Here is a 15,996-nt window from a genome sequence, read left to right on the forward strand (position 1 = left end):
CCATGACTTGTAGTCTTCCAGCTTGGCTCCAGCATGCACCCGTGGTCCTGCACATCCCCGTGCGATCTTGACAGAGTGAGGGCATGTGTCGTCTATTGCAATGGCGTTCTCCATTATCTGGTGCTGCTACGTTGTGTCCAGGCCTGGAATAGTCCTTGTCGGCATGATCATTGCATGGACAATGTTCCGATGCCACTGCAACCTTTGTTTCGTGCGTCCCGGGGTGTCCTTGACAGCAGAGTATCACTGATTTGTGTTTCAGCTTTCGTATTGCTGTCAATGCAATTTTGATGTCGTCTATCAAGTCTCCTCATGAGGGGTATCCAGGCCTTGTTCTCATGATAGCACCATGATATTGGGCTTCTCATTCTGAATGTCTGTTGCATCCTTCTGCTGTGTTTAGACATCTATAAACTTTTGCAGGCTTGTGCTGTATTGTTGAACTTATTACTATTATCCTTGTGCTTAGTCATACTGTCACTAAAACATACCCAGGAAGCTCAGCAAATTTTCTGCATACCCATCAAACAGTTCAGTTAAACATTTCAGCTGGACTGGATCAGCTCGCGCGGAGAGCAAGGTCGCCTGCAGGCTGTTCCCATCACGCCGGTGCAGGCGGGCAGCACCATGCGGCGGGAACAGCAGATCTCGTGGTCGACCAGCCAGCGCCAGGTATTGATCGAAGTATCGACTGGTCGGCCGTCGTAGCTCGGCCAGTTCGACCAGCGGCGAGGGCCTTGCCGAGACCAGCCTTCGATCGAGCAGGCGCAGCAGGTGACGAGCAGCTCGGCCTGCTCGAACAGCAGCAGCAGCATGCTCGCCTTGGCGGCGCGGGCCGCCGGTCGTGACCTGCAGCACCTGCTGGTCGCTGCGGCCGTGCGTGCGCTGGGTCGAGTCGTTCAGGTTGATCGCCTCGAGCGACACGGACAGGTTCTTGTTGACGTTGTAGCCGATCGACAGGTCGGTCTGGCCATACGGCTCGACGTATTGCGGGTTCGGCTTGCCGTTGTCGGCCACGTTCGCCAGGAACTCGCCGCGCCAGTTGTAGGCCAGGCGCACCGACCACTTGTCGTCCTCGTAGATACCGACCAGGTTGGCGGAGTTCGACAGGCCGACCAGCGCGAACTGGTTACCCGTGCCCAGGTTGTCGTACTTGAGGTCCGACTTCACGTACGTGTAGTTCGCCTGGAAGCCCAGGCCGTTGCTGAACATGTGCTGCCAGTTGACTTCCGCACCCTTCAGCGAGGCCTTCTTCTGGTTGATGTACGTCGTGATCTGGTACGGCAGCGCCGGGTCGCCCTGCACGCCGGTGATCGTGCCGGTGTAGTGCCCTTCCCCGTTGATGCCCGTCGACGTCACGCCCGGCTGGCCGTTGTAGTTCTTCAGGATGTAGTCGCGCATGCACGTCGTGTCGGTCGCCACGCAGCCCGACGCGATCGCGGACTTCCAGTAGGCGCCGCCCACCGGCGTCAGCGCCGTCGGCGACGGCGACGTGACGACGGTCTGGCCCGCGTAGTCGGACAGGTCCTTGTGGAACAGGCCCAGCGACACCATGCTCTGCTTCGTGTAGTACCACTCGGCCGACAGGTCCAGGTTCTTCGACTTCACCGGCGTCAGCGCCGGGTTGCCGCTGCTGCCCGTCACGCCCGTCACGCCCGCCGTCGAGCTGTACGTGGTGCCGCCCTGAATCTGGTCGTAGCGCGGGCGGCCGATCGACACGCCGTAGCTCGCGCGCACCTTCAGGTCGGAACGCAGGTCCATGTCCCAGTCCACGGTCGGCAGGAAGTTGCTGTAGTTGCCGTGCTGGGTCTGGAAGACCTGGCTGCCGAAGTCCACCGGCAGTTCGTTCTGCGAGATCCAGCGCACGCCGACCGGCAGCTTGGCGAGGCCGGTCGAGGCGACGTCGGTCTTCTCGTAGCGGAAGCCGATACCGGTGTGCATCGGCAGCGCGGTATCCCAGTCGGTGTTGAACTGCATGTACAACGCCTTGGTCTTCTCGATCGTGGTGCGGTCGAAACTCGGGTTCGCGAGGCTCGGGGTGTAGCCGGCCTGGTCGCCCGTGACCTTGATCGCGTTGTCGCGCACCTTGGCGAAGTCGAACAGCATGAACTGGTTGTACATGCGCGGATCGCCCGAACCACCCAGCTTGCTGAAGTACTGGCTGATGGAGTCGGCATGCCACAGGCTCTGGTCATAGTCGACGCCCGCGTTGTTCGACGTGCCGCCCGCCCACGTGTCGCGCTGCACCTGCTGGAACACGGAGTGGTTGTTGACCTTCGTGTGCGACAGGCCGAAGTTCAGGTTCGACGATTGGAACAGCTTCAGGCTACCGCCGGCCTGGATCTGGTCGATCTTCATCTTGTTCAGGCCATCCTGGAACCACGAACCGGACACCTGGTTCGGCGAGGCCTGGTAGTTGGCGCCGCCCGGGATGACGAGGATCGGCATCTCCTGCGAGAAGTCGACGCCGGTCGTGTTGCGGCTGAAGGTGACGGTCGCGAGGTCGTTGTTCGAACCGAACGGGCTGTCCTTCTCGGCCTTGGCCTGCGAGTGGTGCATGTCCAGCGACAGGCGCAGGGCCGGCGAGGCGCGCCACTGCGTGTTGAAGCCGATCGAGTCCAGGGTCGACTTGGTGGCGAAGTCACCGCCGTTCATCGCCAAGTCCTGGTTCTTCACCTGCTCTTCATAATAGATCGGCGACGCGAGCGGGCCGTTGGTCCAGCTGCTGGTCTGGGCGTTCAGCGGGTGATTGAACCAGACCGACAGTTCGTGGTACTTGGTCTGGATCTTGTTCTGCGCGTACGTGTAGTCCAGCGTGGTCGTCAGTTCCTTGACCGGGCGGAACTGGAACGTCAGCTGGCCGTTGGTACGCTGGCGCTGCGAGCCGCGCACGAAGTACGACAGGTTCTGCGGCGTCAGGTAGATGTCGGACGCCTTCGGCGGATTCGTCACGCCGGCGCCGTTCGCGGGGATCGGACCCGGGTCGTCGCTGACGGTGTTGCCCTGGTACGGGCCGAGCCAGCCGTTGGTGATGGCCGCCTGGTTCACGCCCAGGTTGCGCGACTGGTAGCTGCCCGTGACCGCAAGGCCGAACATGCCGTCGTTCCACGTGGTGCTGTACAGGCCCGAGACTTCCGGCGTGACCTTCTTGCCGGCGTCGATGGACGGCAGGTTGTTGTTCGACTTGTCGTACACGGCCTTGACGCCGATGCTGGCCTGGTTGCCCAGATCGAGCGGACGGCCGGTCATGATGTTCAGCGTGGCGCCGATGCCGCCCGGGGGCGTGTCGGCGCGTGCGCTCTTGTACACCTGGATCTGCGACACGGCTTCCGAAGCGAGGTTCGAAAAGTCGAATGCGCGGCCGGCCTGGTCGGCCAGGCTGGCGGTCGGCATCTGGCGGCCGTTCAGCAGCACGACGTTCAGGTCGGGGCCGACGCCGCGCACGGTGACGTTGGCGCCCTCGCCGCGCGAACGGTCGATGGACACGCCGGAAATGCGCTGCAGCGATTCGGCGAGGTTGGTGTCGGGGAATTTGCCGATGTCGTCGGCGACGATGCCGTCGACGATACCATCGGAGTTACGCTTCAGGTTCAGCGTGGACTGCATGCTGGCGCGGATACCCTTCACGACGACTGTGTTCGTCGCGACGCCCTGCACCGGCGCGGTGACGGCCGGGTCGTTGGGCGATGCGATGCCATTGGAAGCACCATTGCTCGCGTCCTGTGCGAATGCCGGTGCAACCAGGGCGGCGCAGGCGCTCGCAACGGCGAGGCTGATCAGGCGGTGCCTGGTGTTCAGGTGGTGGGTAAAGACCCTCTTGGTGTGCAGCACTGTGTCTCCTCTCGTCTCTCGAAAAAAACGCCCCGCCCGCTGGGCGGCGACGTCCGTGGTGGTGGTGGTACTACTCCTGGCGTATCCGCTTCATGGATTGACTCTTTGGTCACTGATAGCGGACATCATTTATTTAAGATTAAGAACATTACTTCCATTGGTCAATCGGTCGAACCAAAGTTTGCACGCTTCGGAGGCGTCCGCGCACCGGTTTGGACGGTGGTTATTCGTGAGAATGATGTATTACGTAACATACGTACGACCGTGTCCGGTTTTTGCTCAAGAAATCGATTTCATAAATAAATCAATCACTTCGTTCGGAACCGCTACAAAGCCCATCCCGTTATACTTTTCACCAGCCGACAGCGCGGGGGTTATGATTATGCATAATGCATGACCAACAAAATTTTCCAATCTGTTGCATAATCATCACAACCCACTTGATTTTTCCCACCCATGCCCGTTACCGGTGACCAGCAACTCCTCAAGCAACTGAATCGCATGGCACTGGTTCGCCAGGTCAGCATCCAGCCTGGACTGTCGCGCGCGGCGCTGGCCGATGTGCTGGGGTTGACGAAATCCACGATCAGCCTCCTCGTGCGCGAACTGGTCGACGAAGGCTGGCTCACGGAAAGCGAACTGCTCGTGACGGGCGAAGTGGGCCGGCGCGCCACGCCCCTGCACCTGGACCCGGCGCGGCTCGCCCTGCTGGGCGCCGACCTGGGCGTGGACGAGGCCCGCGTCGTCGCGACGAACCTGCTGGGCGAAGTGCTCGACACGCGCATCCTCACGTACGAAGACCCGGCCGATCCCGCCTCCTGCATCCGCCTCGTTGCGCTCGCGCTCGTGAAACTGGCGAAGCGGCTCGCCCGCCCTGCCGGCCACGGCAAGCCGCGGCGCGTGCTCGGCGTGGGCATCGGCCTGCACGGCGCCGTCGACGAGGCCCTGGGCCTGCTGCGCCACGCGCCGCACCTGGGCTGGCGCGACATCGACGTGGCCGGCATCGTGCAGACGCACGTCGCCGGCTCGCCGCTGGACGGGCTGCCGCTGTACATGCAGAACGAGGCGAACGTGGCAGCGCTGGGCGAATTCGAATTCGCCGACCAGTCGGGCACCGATCCGCTGATCTACCTGTCGATCGGGTATGGCGTGGGCGCCGGCGTGATCGTCAACGACCGCCTGCTGACGGGCCTGCACGGCTATGCCGGCGAGGTGGGCCACGCGATCCTGCAGGCCGGCGGCCCGCTGTGCCAGTGCGGCCGGCGCGGCTGCGCCGACGCGCTGATCGGCCTCGGCTCGCTGCTGGGCCGCGAACGTCCCAGCCATCCGGCGCTGGAAAACCTGTTCCGGCGCGTGGCCGACGGCGACCCGGCGACCTGCGCCGCCGTGGACGCGGCCGGCCGCCAGCTCGGCATCCTGCTGAACAACCTGTGGGCCGGCTTCGACCCGATGGCGATCGTCATCGGCGGCCCCGCGCTGCAATTGGGCGACACCTTCATCGAACCCGCACGGCACGTGCTGGCCGCGTACGCGCACGCCGCCATGCTGTCGCCGCCCGACATCCGCACCTCGCACTTCGGCGCCCAGGCCGTCGCCGTGGGCGCCGCCGCGCTCGCGCGCTACCGCGTCACGCGTCCGCTCGACGTGCTGCGCATCGAGCGCGAGACCGGCCGCGCTACGGCCACCCGTCCGGCCGGACTCGCGCTGCCGCACTGACCGCCCCATCACAAGGAATAGAATGACCGCTGACACGATCAATGTTGGACTCATCGGCTATGGCTTCGCCGGCCAGGTCTTCCACGCGCCGCTGCTGCGCACGACCCCGGGCCTCGCCATCGCCGCCGTCTCCAGCCGCAATCCGGACAAGGTACGCGCCGACCTCGGCGCCGTCGCCGTCCATGCGGCGCCGGCCGCCCTCCTCGCCGATCCGGACGTCGCCCTCGTCGTGCTGGCCAGCCCGAACGTGACGCACTATCCGCTGGCGAAGGCCGCGCTGGAAGCCGGCAAGCACGTCGTCGTCGACAAGCCGTTCACGGATACCGCCGCGCAGGCCGCGGAACTCGTGCGCCTGGCCGAGGACAAGGGTTTGCTGCTGAGCGTCTATCACAACCGCCGCTGGGACAGCACGACGCGCACCGCGCTGCGCCTGCTGGCCGGCGGCACGCTGGGACAGGTCCGCCACGCCGCGATGCACTTCGACCGCTTCCGCCCGCAGCCGCAGGCGCGCTGGAAGGAAGAGGTGGAGGCCGGCGGCGGCATCTGGATGGACCTGGGCCCGCACCTGATCGACGAAGCCCTGCTGTATTTCGGCGAGCCGCTCGCCATCGAGGCCGACCTGCCCGTCCTGCGTCCCGGCGGCCGCTGCGAAGACCAGTTCCAGGCGCGCCTGCGCTATGCGGACGGCCTGCGCGTGGACCTCGGCGCCAGCATGCTGGCCGCCGTCGCGCGCCCGCGCGTGGCGCTGCATGGATTGAACGGGAGCTGGGTCAAGCAGAGCCTCGACCCGCAGGAAGCGGACCTGATCGCGGGCCGCACGCCCAGCGGCGATGCGGCCGCGTGGGGCGTGGACGCCGAAACCGGCGTGCTGGCCGTTCAGCGCGACGGCAAGGTGACGCCGGCGCCGCTGCCGACCGAAAACGGCGCGTACCCGTCGTACTACGCGGGCATCCGCGACGCGCTGCTCGGCAAGGCGCCGAACCCGGTGCCGGCGCGCCAGGCATTGACCGTCATGCGCCTGCTGGATGCCGGCCGCCTCAGCGCGGCGGAACGGCGTGAAGTGCTGCTGTCCGACATCCCGGCTTAAGCCTGCCCCGCCTCCAGGTTCGCGCGCACCCGCTCGAGCAAGTCGAGCAGGGTCGCGCGGTCCGCCTCCGCAATCCCCTCCAGCGCCGTCTCGGCCAGCGCGCCGTCATGGCGGTGCAGCGCCGCGAACATCGCCTTGCCCGCCTCCGACAGCGACAGCCGCGTGCTGCGCTTGTCCGTCTCGTCCGCGGCCGCGTCGAGCAGCCCGCGGTCGCGCAGGCCGCGGATCAGGCGCGCCAGCTGCGCCTTGTCGCGTCCCGAATGCGCGGCGAGGTCGCTCTGCGTCGCACCGGGCCGGCGCGCGAAGAAACCCAGTACCTTGATCTCCATGTGCGCCAGGTCGTGCGGCCCCGCGCGCAGGCTGCGCTGCTGGGCCGAACGGTACAGGTGCATGATCGCGTGGACGCGTTCCAGCACCTCGAGCGCGGGCGATGGGGGATTTTGGTTGACTTCATCAACTATTGTTCGCATAATGAGGGACATTATCAACTAATTCGGAGAAACGATGCAGCACTCTGCAGACCCCTTCGTCCGCCGCGTACGCCACGAACTCAAGCTGCGCGACCTTACCGTGGCGCGCATCGAACGCCTGGGCGACGGCTTCGCCGCCATCACCTTCACGGGCGACGCGCTGGCCGATTTCACGTCCTTGTCGTTCGACGACCACGTCAAGTTCATGTTCCCGGACGCGGACGGAGAACAGGTGAGGCGCGACTATACCCCACGGCGCTTCAGCCGCGAAGCCCTGGAACTCACGATCGAGTTCGCGCTGCACGGCGACGGCAAGGCGTCCGACTGGGCACGCAACGCGGTGGTGGGGCAGCGCGCCCTCGTCGGCGGGCCGAAAGGTTCGATGATCGTGCCGTTGGAACTCGACTGGCACCTGTTGACGGGCGACGCGACCGCCCTCCCCGCCATCGCGCGGCGGCTGGAAGAACTGCCGGGCGGGAGCCGGGCGATCGTGCTCGTGCACGCGGCGCCGGCCGACCGGCGCGTGTTGAGGAGTGGCGCCGACGTGGACCTGCGCTGGTTCGATACGCCGGAGGCGCTCGTCGCCGATCTGCAGGCGCTCGCGCCGCCGCCCGGCCGCGGATTCGCGTGGGGCGGCGGCGAAGCGTCAATGATGGCGCGGGTGCGCCAGGTGCTGAACCAACAGGGCGTGCCGCGCGAGGCGACGCGGGTGTCGGCGTACTGGAAACAGGGCGTCGCCGAGCACCACGAGAACCTCGAATAACGACGTCAGGCTTTGCGCCGGCGCCGCGCCGTCATCAACCCGGCCAGCGACACCCCCATCAAGGCCAGCGACCCCGGCTCCGGCACCGTGAACTCGTCCATCGCCCACGCCGTCGGGCTGCTGTTGTAGACGACGAGCGTATCGATGCCGGCCCAGTCGAGCTGGATCCAGCGCGGCGTCGTCGTGTCCAGCGTGAACGCGCTCGACGCGAACAGCAGCTGGCCGTTGCGCCAGCCTTCGAACGAGATCTCCTGGTCGACCCACGCCGACGTGAACCACGCGCCCGTGTACTCCCACGCGTTGCCGTCCGCCTTCGTGATCGTCGCAGGGTTGCCGTACCAGTTATAGGCGACGTTCGACTGCGACACGGCGCCCGCCTCGAAGCCGCTGCCCGGATACGCGGCGGCGCTGACGGTCCCCATGTTGTCCCAGTTGAAGCCCGCGTAGCCGGCGTCGATGGGCAACGACTCGTCGCCCGACAGGTCGTCGAAATGGATGACCGTCGCATGCGCCAGCGCGCAGGTCGCCATGGCCAGCAGGCCGATGATCGTCTTCTTCATGTCCATCCCTTTCAGTGTGCGATGCCGGCGACTTCGGCATCGCTCAGGGCCGCGTTATAGATGCGCAGTTCGTCGATCGCGCCCTTGTACGGCGTGTCCCAGTAATTCACGCCCAGCGCGAAGGTGCCGGTCGTCGTCGTGAACACGTTCGGGAAGTTCGTGCCGGAGAAGCGCTTGACGCCGTTCACGTACACGTTGACGGCGCCATTGTTGACGGTGAACGCCACGTGCGACCACTGGTTCACGGGGATGTTCATGCCCAGTCCCGCGTCGTACCAGGCGGCGCCCGACCACAGCATCGACGCGCCGCCCACGCCGCCATGCCCCATCGGCAGGAAGCTGACCCACGAATCCGTCGTGCGCGCGCCGAAGAACGTCGTCGTGAACGCCGTCAGTTGCGCGGGTTTCAGCCACATCGCGACGGTGTACGTGTTCGACGAGATCAGGCCGTTCGGCAGGCGCACGCCGGTCGCGCCGTCGAACACGGCCGCGTTGCCGCGCATGCCGGCGCCGTACGTCAGGCTGCCGCCCGCCGTGTCGATCTTGCCGCCGCTGACCGAGCCAGCCGCGAAGGCGCCGTTCGAATCCGCGAGATTGCCGTCGAAGGCGTAGTACGCGACGAGACCGCCCAGCTTGCGCACGGTGACGGTGAACGTCTTCGTCAGGGTGGCCGTGCCCTTCGTGATGCGCGCGGTCAGCGTGACGTTCACGGCGCCGCTGGCCGGCGTCGTCACGACGCCCGTGTTGCTGACCACCGCCGGGTTCGACGACGTCCAGCTGATGACGGCATTGCGGGCCGCGCTCGTCGGCAACGCGAGGTTACCCGTGACGGCGGTCGTGGCGCCGAGGCTCAGCTCATTGTAGATGGCGGTCGCGACCTGCATGTCGGTGCGCGGGATCAGGCGGCTGCCGAAGATGGCCACGCCTTCGCGCGACGACGCGGTGAACGTCGTCACGTACGACTTCGACGTCTCGTCCCACTGCGTCAGCAGCACGCCCTTGTACGTCGACGCGCCCGGCAGGTTGATCTCCACCTGGTTGGTGCCCATCCTGCGCCACGTGCCGGTCACTGCGCCGGTGATGCTGCCGTTGGCGTTCAGCGTGATCAGCTGCGACTTCTTGATGGTCGCCGTGATGTCCTTGCCGTGGTTGACGTACAGGTAGTCGCCAAACACGAATTCCGGACGCACGGTCGCCGCCGTCTCGTTCGCGTAGCGGTACGGCGCCACGACGGGCCAGCCGTCCGCGTTCATGAACATCTGGTGCACGCGCACCTCGTGCTGCTCGCCGCGTTCCGGGAAGCGCGTGTGGAAGATCAGGAAGTGCTTGCCGGTCGCCGGGTCGTACCAGGCCGAGTTGTGGCCCGCCGAGACATAACCCGTGCCGATGCCGGTACCCGCCTCGCCCAGCTTGCGCTCGAACAGGAAGTTACCCATCATCTTGACGCCGTAGGGCGCGATCGACGCGTCGTCGAACAGCGGCTTGCCCGGATCCGACTTCACGTTCGCCATCGCATTGCCCTGGGCGTCGTAGTACGGACCGTCCGGATTGGTCGAGCGCGCGACGCGCATGTTGTAGCCGCCGTTGGCATCGAGGCCGCCGAACGACGTGAACAGGTAGTAGTACGACGTGGCCGGGCTGTACATGATGTACGCGCCTTCGATGCGGGAGTGGTTGCCGCCCGTGAGGCGCTTGCCGTAGCCCTGGTTCGGATACGGGAAGCCGGTGGCGGGGTTCATCTGCATGATGAAGATGCCGCCCGAGTACGAGCCGTAGACCATCCACAGCTTGCCCGCGTTGTCGAAGAAGACGTTCGGGTCGACGGTGTTCGGGTGCTTCAGCGCGTCGTAGACCGTGCCGTCGTAGCTCGCCTGGCCCCACATGCCCGACTTCAGGATCACGCCCTTGTTGACGTACGGGCCTTCCGGACTGTTCGCGACGGCGATGCCCAGCGCGGACCGGGGCGCGTCGCCCTGGCAGGCGTCGTAGTACATATAGTACTTGCCGTCCGCGAGCTGGCGCACGTCCGGCGCCCACAGGGTCGTCGTGTTCGCCCATGCGAAGGTCTCGGCCAGCTCCGTGTAGACATTCTTCGAGCCGTTCAGGAACAGCGGATTGGTGGCGCTGACGCCGTCCGTCATCTGCGTCCACTTCATGAGGTCCTTCGACTTGGCCGACGCGAGGTGCGAGCCGAACACGTAGAACGTGTCGCCGGCCTTGAGCACCGACGGGTCGTGCACGGACGCGTTCTGGAACGTGGGGAGCGTGGCGCCCGCCTGGGCAAATGCATTGGCGGCGATGAAGCAGGACGCGAATAGCGCGCCCAATCCCGCCAGGGACAAGGGTTTGTTCACTGTAGTCTCCGTCTAATAATTATGGTTGCGGACGGAGAATGCGGCATTTTCAAATGCTTTGCAACAGGGTCGGCAGCGCATCTAAGTCACTGATTCGACCGGATAATTTACAGATTTCAGCAGAGAAACAACTGCGATTCCAAAAAAACGGATTTAAGGTCGCAAATAAAAAATATGATGATCGATGAGGGAATCCGCGATAACTTTTTTTGGAATGGAATCGATTCGAAAACCAAAAAAGATATCGCAGGTTTTTTTGCGTTTTACAAAAAATATTTTGCGGCCAGCGTGCCGTCGCGGCCCAGCACGTACCGGTCGAAGTCGCGCGCGAGGAACAGGCTGCCCGTGTACACGCCGCGCGCCTCCGCCTCCAGCGCACCCATCGACAACGGCCCTGCGCCGTCCTGGTAGCGGGGACTGAAATGGGTCAGCACGAGGTTCGGCAACCGGGCCGCCTGCGCCATCCGCGCCACCCGCAGCGCGGAGCTGTGCATCGGCCCCGGCCCCACTTTCACTAGCACCTCTTCCGTGTAGGTCGCCTCGTGGATCAGCACCTCGGCCGTGCGCGCCGCCTCCAGCAGCAGCGACGGGTCGTCGTTGTCGCCGCCCACGATGACCGTGCGCACCTTGCGCGGCGCCAGCAGCCAGTCGGCCGCATGCAGGACGCGGCCGTCGTCCAGCACGGCATCGAGGCCCTGCTGCAGTGCGCCCCAGACGGGGCCCGGCGCGATGCCGGCCGCGCGCAGGCGGGCCGCATCCAGCTTGCGCTCCACCGTGCGCTCCGTGAAGCGGTACGCCCAGGACGGCATCCGGTGCGACAGCGCGATGGCGTCCACGGCCAGGTCGGGCAGGACGGGCGCGCCGGCGAGGCCGTCGACGGCGATGTATTCGAGCGGATACGGCAGACCCAGTTCGCTCGTCGCCATCACGCCGCCGATGAAGGTGCGCAGCGCCGGCGGGCCGACGAGGGCCAGCGGGGCCGTGCGGTTCAGCATGCCGGCGCTGGCCAGCAGGCCGGGCAAGCCGTAGCAGTGGTCGCCGTGCAGGTGGGTGATGAAGATGGCGCGCAGGTCGTGCAGCGATAGCGTCGTATTCAGGATGCGGTGCTGCGTGCCTTCGCCGCAGTCGACGAGCGACCAGCCCCCGCCCGGCCCCCGGAGGGCCAGGCCGCTCACGTTGCGGGTCTTGCTCGGGGTGCCGGACGAGGTGCCGAGGAACTGGAATTCCATGCTGGATGGGCCAATCAGTGGTTTCGGTCCGATTATGCCCCGTTTCGGTCGGCCCCAAGGCGGTTTCGTCGCAGCCGGGTTGCCGCCGCCCGCCCCCGGCGGCACAATTCCGGCATGAATACTTTCACCCGCTTCTTCCCGCCGGCGCCGGGCACGCACCGGCCGCTCCTGCGCCGTATCGCCGACGACGTCGGCCTGACCGTCATCGTCTGCGTGCTGATCGCCGTCCTGATCACGCTCGTCAACGGCAGGACGTTCGAGCTGTACGACCAGATGGTGTACTCGCTCTGCGTCGGGCTGGTGGGGCTGGTCGTCCTCGACGGCCTGCGCTTCACCCTCCTCGACGATCCCGCGCGGCGCCGGCGCTGGCTGGTGCCGTGCGTCGTGGCGCTCGTCATGATGGCGCCCGTCGCGCATCTTTCCGGCATCTCGCTGGGGAGCCTGATGCTGGGCCGGCCGCTGCCGAACTTCGCCGACTACCCCAACGACCACGGCGAGAAAGGCATGGTCGGCCTCACATTCCTCGCCATCTGCGCGATGGCCCTCCTGATCCTGAACCGCGAACGGGTCGAGCGCATCAAGCTGGAACGCACCGAGGCCAAGGCGCGCGCCGAGACCATCGAACGCCAGGCCCTGCAGGCGCAACTGCGGCTGCTGCAGGCCCAGATCGAGCCGCACATGCTGTTCAATACGCTGGCGAACCTGCAGGGCCTGATCGCCATCGATCCGCAACAGGCGAGCCAGATGCTGGACCACCTGATCCAGTACCTGCGCGCCACCTTGTCCGCCACCCGCGCCGAAACGACGACGCTGGCCCAGGAATTCGAGGCGGCCGAAGCCTATCTCGGCCTGATGGCCGTGCGCATGGGTGCGCGCCTCGCGTACCGCTGCATCCTGCCGGCCGAACTGCGCAGCGCGCGGCTGCCGGCGATGCTGCTGCAGCCGCTCGTGGAAAACGCCATCATCCACGGCCTCGAGCCGAAGATCGAAGGCGGCACCGTGACCGTGGAGGCGAGCGCGCGCGCCGGCCTGCTCGAGATCTGCGTCTGCGACACGGGCCTCGGCCTGGACGACACGCAGACCGCGGCCAAGGGCACCGGCGTCGGCGTGACGACGACCCGCGAACGCCTGCAGGTGCTGTACGGCGCGCGCGCCGCCCTGACCCTCATTCCCGCCCAGCCGCACGGCGTGCTGGCCCGATTGACGCTTCCCCTGGAGACCGCATGAGCATGACCACACCCGCGACCGTCCGCGCCCTGATCGCCGAGGACGAACCGATCCTCGCCGCCACGCTTGCCGCGACGCTGCGGCGCCTGTGGCCCGAACTCGAGATCGCCGGCACCGCGCCGAACGGCGTCGCCGCCGTGCAGCAGACGCTGGAACTGCAGCCGGACGTCCTGTTTTTGGATATCAAGATGCCGGGCCAGACCGGCCTGGAAGCGGCGCAGGAACTGGCCGAGCGCTGGGAGGGTGCGCGTCCGTTCCCGCACATCGTGTTCGTGACGGCGTACGACGATTACGCGGTGCAGGCGTTCGAGCAGGCCGCCGTCGATTACGTGATGAAGCCGGTGAGCGACACGCGCCTGGCGCGCACCGTCGAGCGTTTGCAGGTGCTCACGCTGCGGGACGCGCCGGCCGATGACGGCCTCGCGCAACTCGTCGAGCAGATGCGCGCCCTGCTCCCGGCCGCCGCGGCGCCGGCCGAGCGCCTGACGGTGATCCGCGCGGCCGTCGGCAACATCATCCGCATGATTCCCGTGCAGGACGTGCTGTACTTCCAGGCGCTCGACAAGTACGTGAACGTGGCCAGCGGCGACGGCGACGCGCTGATCCGCCTGAGCCTGAAGGACCTGCTGCCCCAGCTCGATCCGGACCAGTTCCGCCAGATCAGCCGCGGCGCCATCGTCAACATGCGGCATGTGACGAGCGCCAGCCGCGACGACGCCGGCAAGCTGACGCTGCACCTGCGCAACCGGACCGACAAGCTGCGCGTCAGCCCGTTGTTCGCGCACCTGTTCAGGCAGATGTGATCAGCGCACGTCCAGTTGGAACGGCGCGGCCGGCAGGCCGTCGCCACCGAACAGGTTCACGAACGGCGCATCGGCCCACGCATAGCGCACGCGCGTGACGCCAGCCCTGGCCGCACCGGGCAGCACGATCCGGTCGCCGGCGACGCGCGCGTCGGCATAGCGGCACGCCTTGCCCGCGCACACCTCGAAACCGATCGCGCGGTCGGCCGAATACGTCTTGAGGCCGCCGCCCGTGTCCCGGAACGTCACGACGATGTCCTTGCCCTTGCGCGCCGCCGCGACGGCAGTGGGGCTGCCGGGCGCCGTCTTCGCGCCGTACGCGACGGCGCGCGCCGCGCGCGCGAGACGCTCGCCGACGACCGTCTTCTGGGTCGGGTGGATGTCGAAGCGGTCGCCCACGTCGAGCGTGACGGCGAGCCCCGCGTGCGGGTCGTGCGCGACGGTGTCGGCCTGCGCCGCGCGCAGCTCGGCCCATTGGGAAGCGCCCGGCTGTGTTGCGGTCGCGCCGTACGACGTCAGTTGCACGACGAGGAAAGGCAGCGCGGGCTGGCCGAAGCGCTGGCGCCAGTCGCGCATCAGCATGGGCAACAGGCTGCGGTATTCGTCCGCCGCGTCGGCGTTCGCCTCGCCCTGGTACCACGCCGCCAGCTTGAATTTATAGCCGACCAGCGGCGCGATCATGCCGTTGTACAGCGTCGTGTAGCTCGTCAGCATGTCCCATGGCGCCGGCGGCACGGCGAGCCCCTTCAGCGCGCTGCCGCGCCGGATCTTCCACGCGGCCGGCAGCGGGATCGCCTGGCCGTCGCTCAAACCGATGGTGCGGTTGGCCGGCGCGCCCGTCATGCCGCCGCTGCCCAGCACGCGCATGACGATCACGTTGCGGCCCGGCTGGAACACGCCCGCCGGCACCGTATAGTCGCGCCCCAGCCAGGCCAGCCCGGCGCCGCCCACGCGCTGGCCATTGACCCAGGTGGTGTCGTACGTGTCGACGGGGCCCAGGTGCAGCGCGTTCGCCGCCCGCGCCTGCGCATCCGTCAGCATGACGGTCGTGCGGTACCACGTCACGCCGTCGACACCGGAGCCCGCCGGCGTCACGCTCTCCCAGGCGCTGTCGTCGAAGTCCGGCGCGACAAAGGCGCGCTGCGCGGCCGTCGCCGGGTCGTGCGCGCGCCACCAGGCTTCCGTGCGCGCATCCTGGGCGCGCTGCGCGGCCGCGGGATCCGTGCCGTATTGCGCCACGAGGTCGATGCCCGTCTTGTAGTCGCCGAAGGTGCGCAGCGACTCGGCCCCGATCCAGCCCTGGATCGTCGTGCCGCCCCAGCTGGCCTGGATGAAGCCGACCGGCACCTTGTAGTCCGCCTGCAGCGAACGGGCCATGTAGTAGCAGACGGCGGAGGCGTCGCCGATGGTGTCCGCGTTCATTGGCGTCCAAGCGGCCGGCGCGAGGAGGTCGTCCTGCGGCGCCAGCGCGCTGTTGCGCGGGACGTTCAGGTAACGGATGCGGTCGTTCTGCGCGGTATAGGTGGCGCCGATGGCGTTCGTCGACGCGCGCTGGAGGAATTCCATGTTCGACTGGCCCGAGCACAGGTAAACGTCGCCGAGCAGGATGTCGGCGCGGCTGACTTCCCGCCCCTCCGAGGCCACGGTCAGCGCGTACGGCCCGCCCGCGGGCTGCGGCGGCAGCTGCACCTTCCACTTGCCCTGCGCGTCGGCGCTGGCGCTCGCCGCCTGGCCGCCCAGGGTCACCGTGACCTTGCCGCCCGCGCCCGCCGTGCCCCACACGGCAATGGGCTGGTCGCGCTGCAGCACGGCGTGGTCGGAAAAGATACGGGCGAGGCCCAGGTCGGCCGCGTGCGCCGGCACGCAGGCGGCGAGTGCGAGCAAGAGGAAGGTCTGCTTCATGATGTGTCGTTTCGATGAAAAAAAAGACCGCCGCGGCCGGTGCCGCGGCGGTCG

The 15,996-nt window shown here is 66.9% G+C and carries 11 protein-coding genes; 5 read left to right on the top strand and 6 right to left on the bottom strand.

What is annotated here, in order from left to right; all coding sequences use genetic code 11:
* Positions 1 to 480 precede the first annotated feature (480 nt).
* Positions 481 to 3,831: a TonB-dependent receptor gene (locus tag ACEN9H_RS17750; protein WP_413671465.1), complete on the bottom strand. Its 3,351-nt coding sequence runs from the start codon at positions 3,829 to 3,831 to the stop codon at positions 481 to 483.
* 501 nt (positions 3,832 to 4,332) lie between these two features.
* Between ACEN9H_RS17750 and ACEN9H_RS17755 the strand changes: the two genes are divergently transcribed.
* Together ACEN9H_RS17755 and ACEN9H_RS17760 are read left to right on the top strand one after the other, a co-directional pair.
* A complete protein-coding gene (locus ACEN9H_RS17755) occupies positions 4,333 to 5,547 on the top strand; it encodes an ROK family protein (RefSeq protein WP_413671466.1) in 1,215 nt (404 codons plus the stop codon).
* A 22-nt stretch (positions 5,548 to 5,569) separates the two neighbouring features.
* The gene (locus ACEN9H_RS17760; protein WP_413671467.1) at positions 5,570 to 6,634 is read left to right on the top strand and encodes an oxidoreductase; all 1,065 of its coding nucleotides are present in this window, start codon (positions 5,570 to 5,572) and stop codon (positions 6,632 to 6,634) included.
* Here the strand turns inward: ACEN9H_RS17760 and ACEN9H_RS17765 are convergent.
* Complete coding sequence (locus tag ACEN9H_RS17765) at positions 6,631 to 7,050, bottom strand: MarR family winged helix-turn-helix transcriptional regulator (RefSeq protein ID WP_413671468.1); 420 nt, start codon at positions 7,048 to 7,050, stop codon at positions 6,631 to 6,633. The two genes, ACEN9H_RS17760 and ACEN9H_RS17765, sit on opposite strands and share 4 nt — an antisense overlap.
* Before the next feature lie 88 nt (positions 7,051 to 7,138).
* On the opposite strand from ACEN9H_RS17765, the gene ACEN9H_RS17770 reads away from it, so the two are divergent.
* The gene (locus ACEN9H_RS17770) at positions 7,139 to 7,867 is read left to right on the top strand and encodes a siderophore-interacting protein (protein WP_413671469.1); all 729 of its coding nucleotides are present in this window, start codon (positions 7,139 to 7,141) and stop codon (positions 7,865 to 7,867) included.
* A 5-nt stretch (positions 7,868 to 7,872) separates the two neighbouring features.
* Here the strand turns inward: ACEN9H_RS17770 and ACEN9H_RS17775 are convergent, their stop codons facing one another.
* From ACEN9H_RS17775 to ACEN9H_RS17785, 3 genes are all read right to left on the bottom strand, one after another.
* Positions 7,873 to 8,427, bottom strand: a complete 555-nt coding sequence (locus ACEN9H_RS17775) for a PEP-CTERM sorting domain-containing protein (RefSeq protein ID WP_413671470.1) — start codon at positions 8,425 to 8,427, stop codon at positions 7,873 to 7,875.
* 11 nt (positions 8,428 to 8,438) lie between these two features.
* Entirely contained in the window at positions 8,439 to 10,781 is a 2,343-nt protein-coding gene (locus ACEN9H_RS17780; protein ID WP_371769535.1) for a family 43 glycosylhydrolase, read from the bottom strand.
* Positions 10,782 to 11,044: 263 nt separating this feature from the next.
* A complete protein-coding gene (locus ACEN9H_RS17785) occupies positions 11,045 to 12,010 on the bottom strand; it encodes an MBL fold metallo-hydrolase (RefSeq protein ID WP_413671471.1) in 966 nt (321 codons plus the stop codon).
* Between the two features lie 114 nt (positions 12,011 to 12,124).
* Between ACEN9H_RS17785 and ACEN9H_RS17790 the strand changes: the two genes are divergently transcribed.
* Together ACEN9H_RS17790 and ACEN9H_RS17795 are read left to right on the top strand one after the other, a co-directional pair.
* Complete coding sequence (locus ACEN9H_RS17790) at positions 12,125 to 13,237, top strand: sensor histidine kinase (protein ID WP_160409928.1); 1,113 nt, start codon at positions 12,125 to 12,127, stop codon at positions 13,235 to 13,237.
* Positions 13,238 to 13,239: 2 nt separating this feature from the next.
* Positions 13,240 to 14,040 carry a LytR/AlgR family response regulator transcription factor gene (locus tag ACEN9H_RS17795; protein WP_413675595.1) on the top strand — a complete coding sequence of 267 codons (801 nt, stop codon included), beginning with the start codon at positions 13,240 to 13,242 and terminating at the stop codon, positions 14,038 to 14,040.
* On the opposite strand, the gene ACEN9H_RS17800 is transcribed toward ACEN9H_RS17795, so the two are convergent.
* A complete protein-coding gene (locus tag ACEN9H_RS17800; protein WP_413671472.1) occupies positions 14,041 to 15,942 on the bottom strand; it encodes a sialate O-acetylesterase in 1,902 nt (633 codons plus the stop codon).
* Between the last annotated feature and the right edge of the window lie 54 nt (positions 15,943 to 15,996).

It is taken from the genome of Massilia cellulosiltytica (assembly GCF_047325105.1).
GTDB lineage: Bacteria > Pseudomonadota > Gammaproteobacteria > Burkholderiales > Burkholderiaceae_D > Telluria > Telluria orientalis.

Coding starts and splice junctions, on each gene's coding strand:
- ACEN9H_RS17755 (WP_413671466.1), top strand. CDS start 4,333: ATGGCACTGGTTCGCCAGGTCAGCATCCAGCCTGGACTGTCGCGCGCG.
- ACEN9H_RS17770 (WP_413671469.1), top strand. CDS start 7,139: ATGCAGCACTCTGCAGACCCCTTCGTCCGCCGCGTACGCCACGAACTC.
- ACEN9H_RS17785 (WP_413671471.1), bottom strand. CDS start 12,010: ATGGAATTCCAGTTCCTCGGCACCTCGTCCGGCACCCCGAGCAAGACC.
- ACEN9H_RS17760 (WP_413671467.1), top strand. CDS start 5,570: ATGACCGCTGACACGATCAATGTTGGACTCATCGGCTATGGCTTCGCC.
- ACEN9H_RS17800 (WP_413671472.1), bottom strand. CDS start 15,942: ATGAAGCAGACCTTCCTCTTGCTCGCACTCGCCGCCTGCGTGCCGGCG.
- ACEN9H_RS17775 (WP_413671470.1), bottom strand. CDS start 8,427: ATGAAGAAGACGATCATCGGCCTGCTGGCCATGGCGACCTGCGCGCTG.
- ACEN9H_RS17795 (WP_413675595.1), top strand. CDS start 13,240: ATGACCACACCCGCGACCGTCCGCGCCCTGATCGCCGAGGACGAACCG.
- ACEN9H_RS17790 (WP_160409928.1), top strand. CDS start 12,125: ATGAATACTTTCACCCGCTTCTTCCCGCCGGCGCCGGGCACGCACCGG.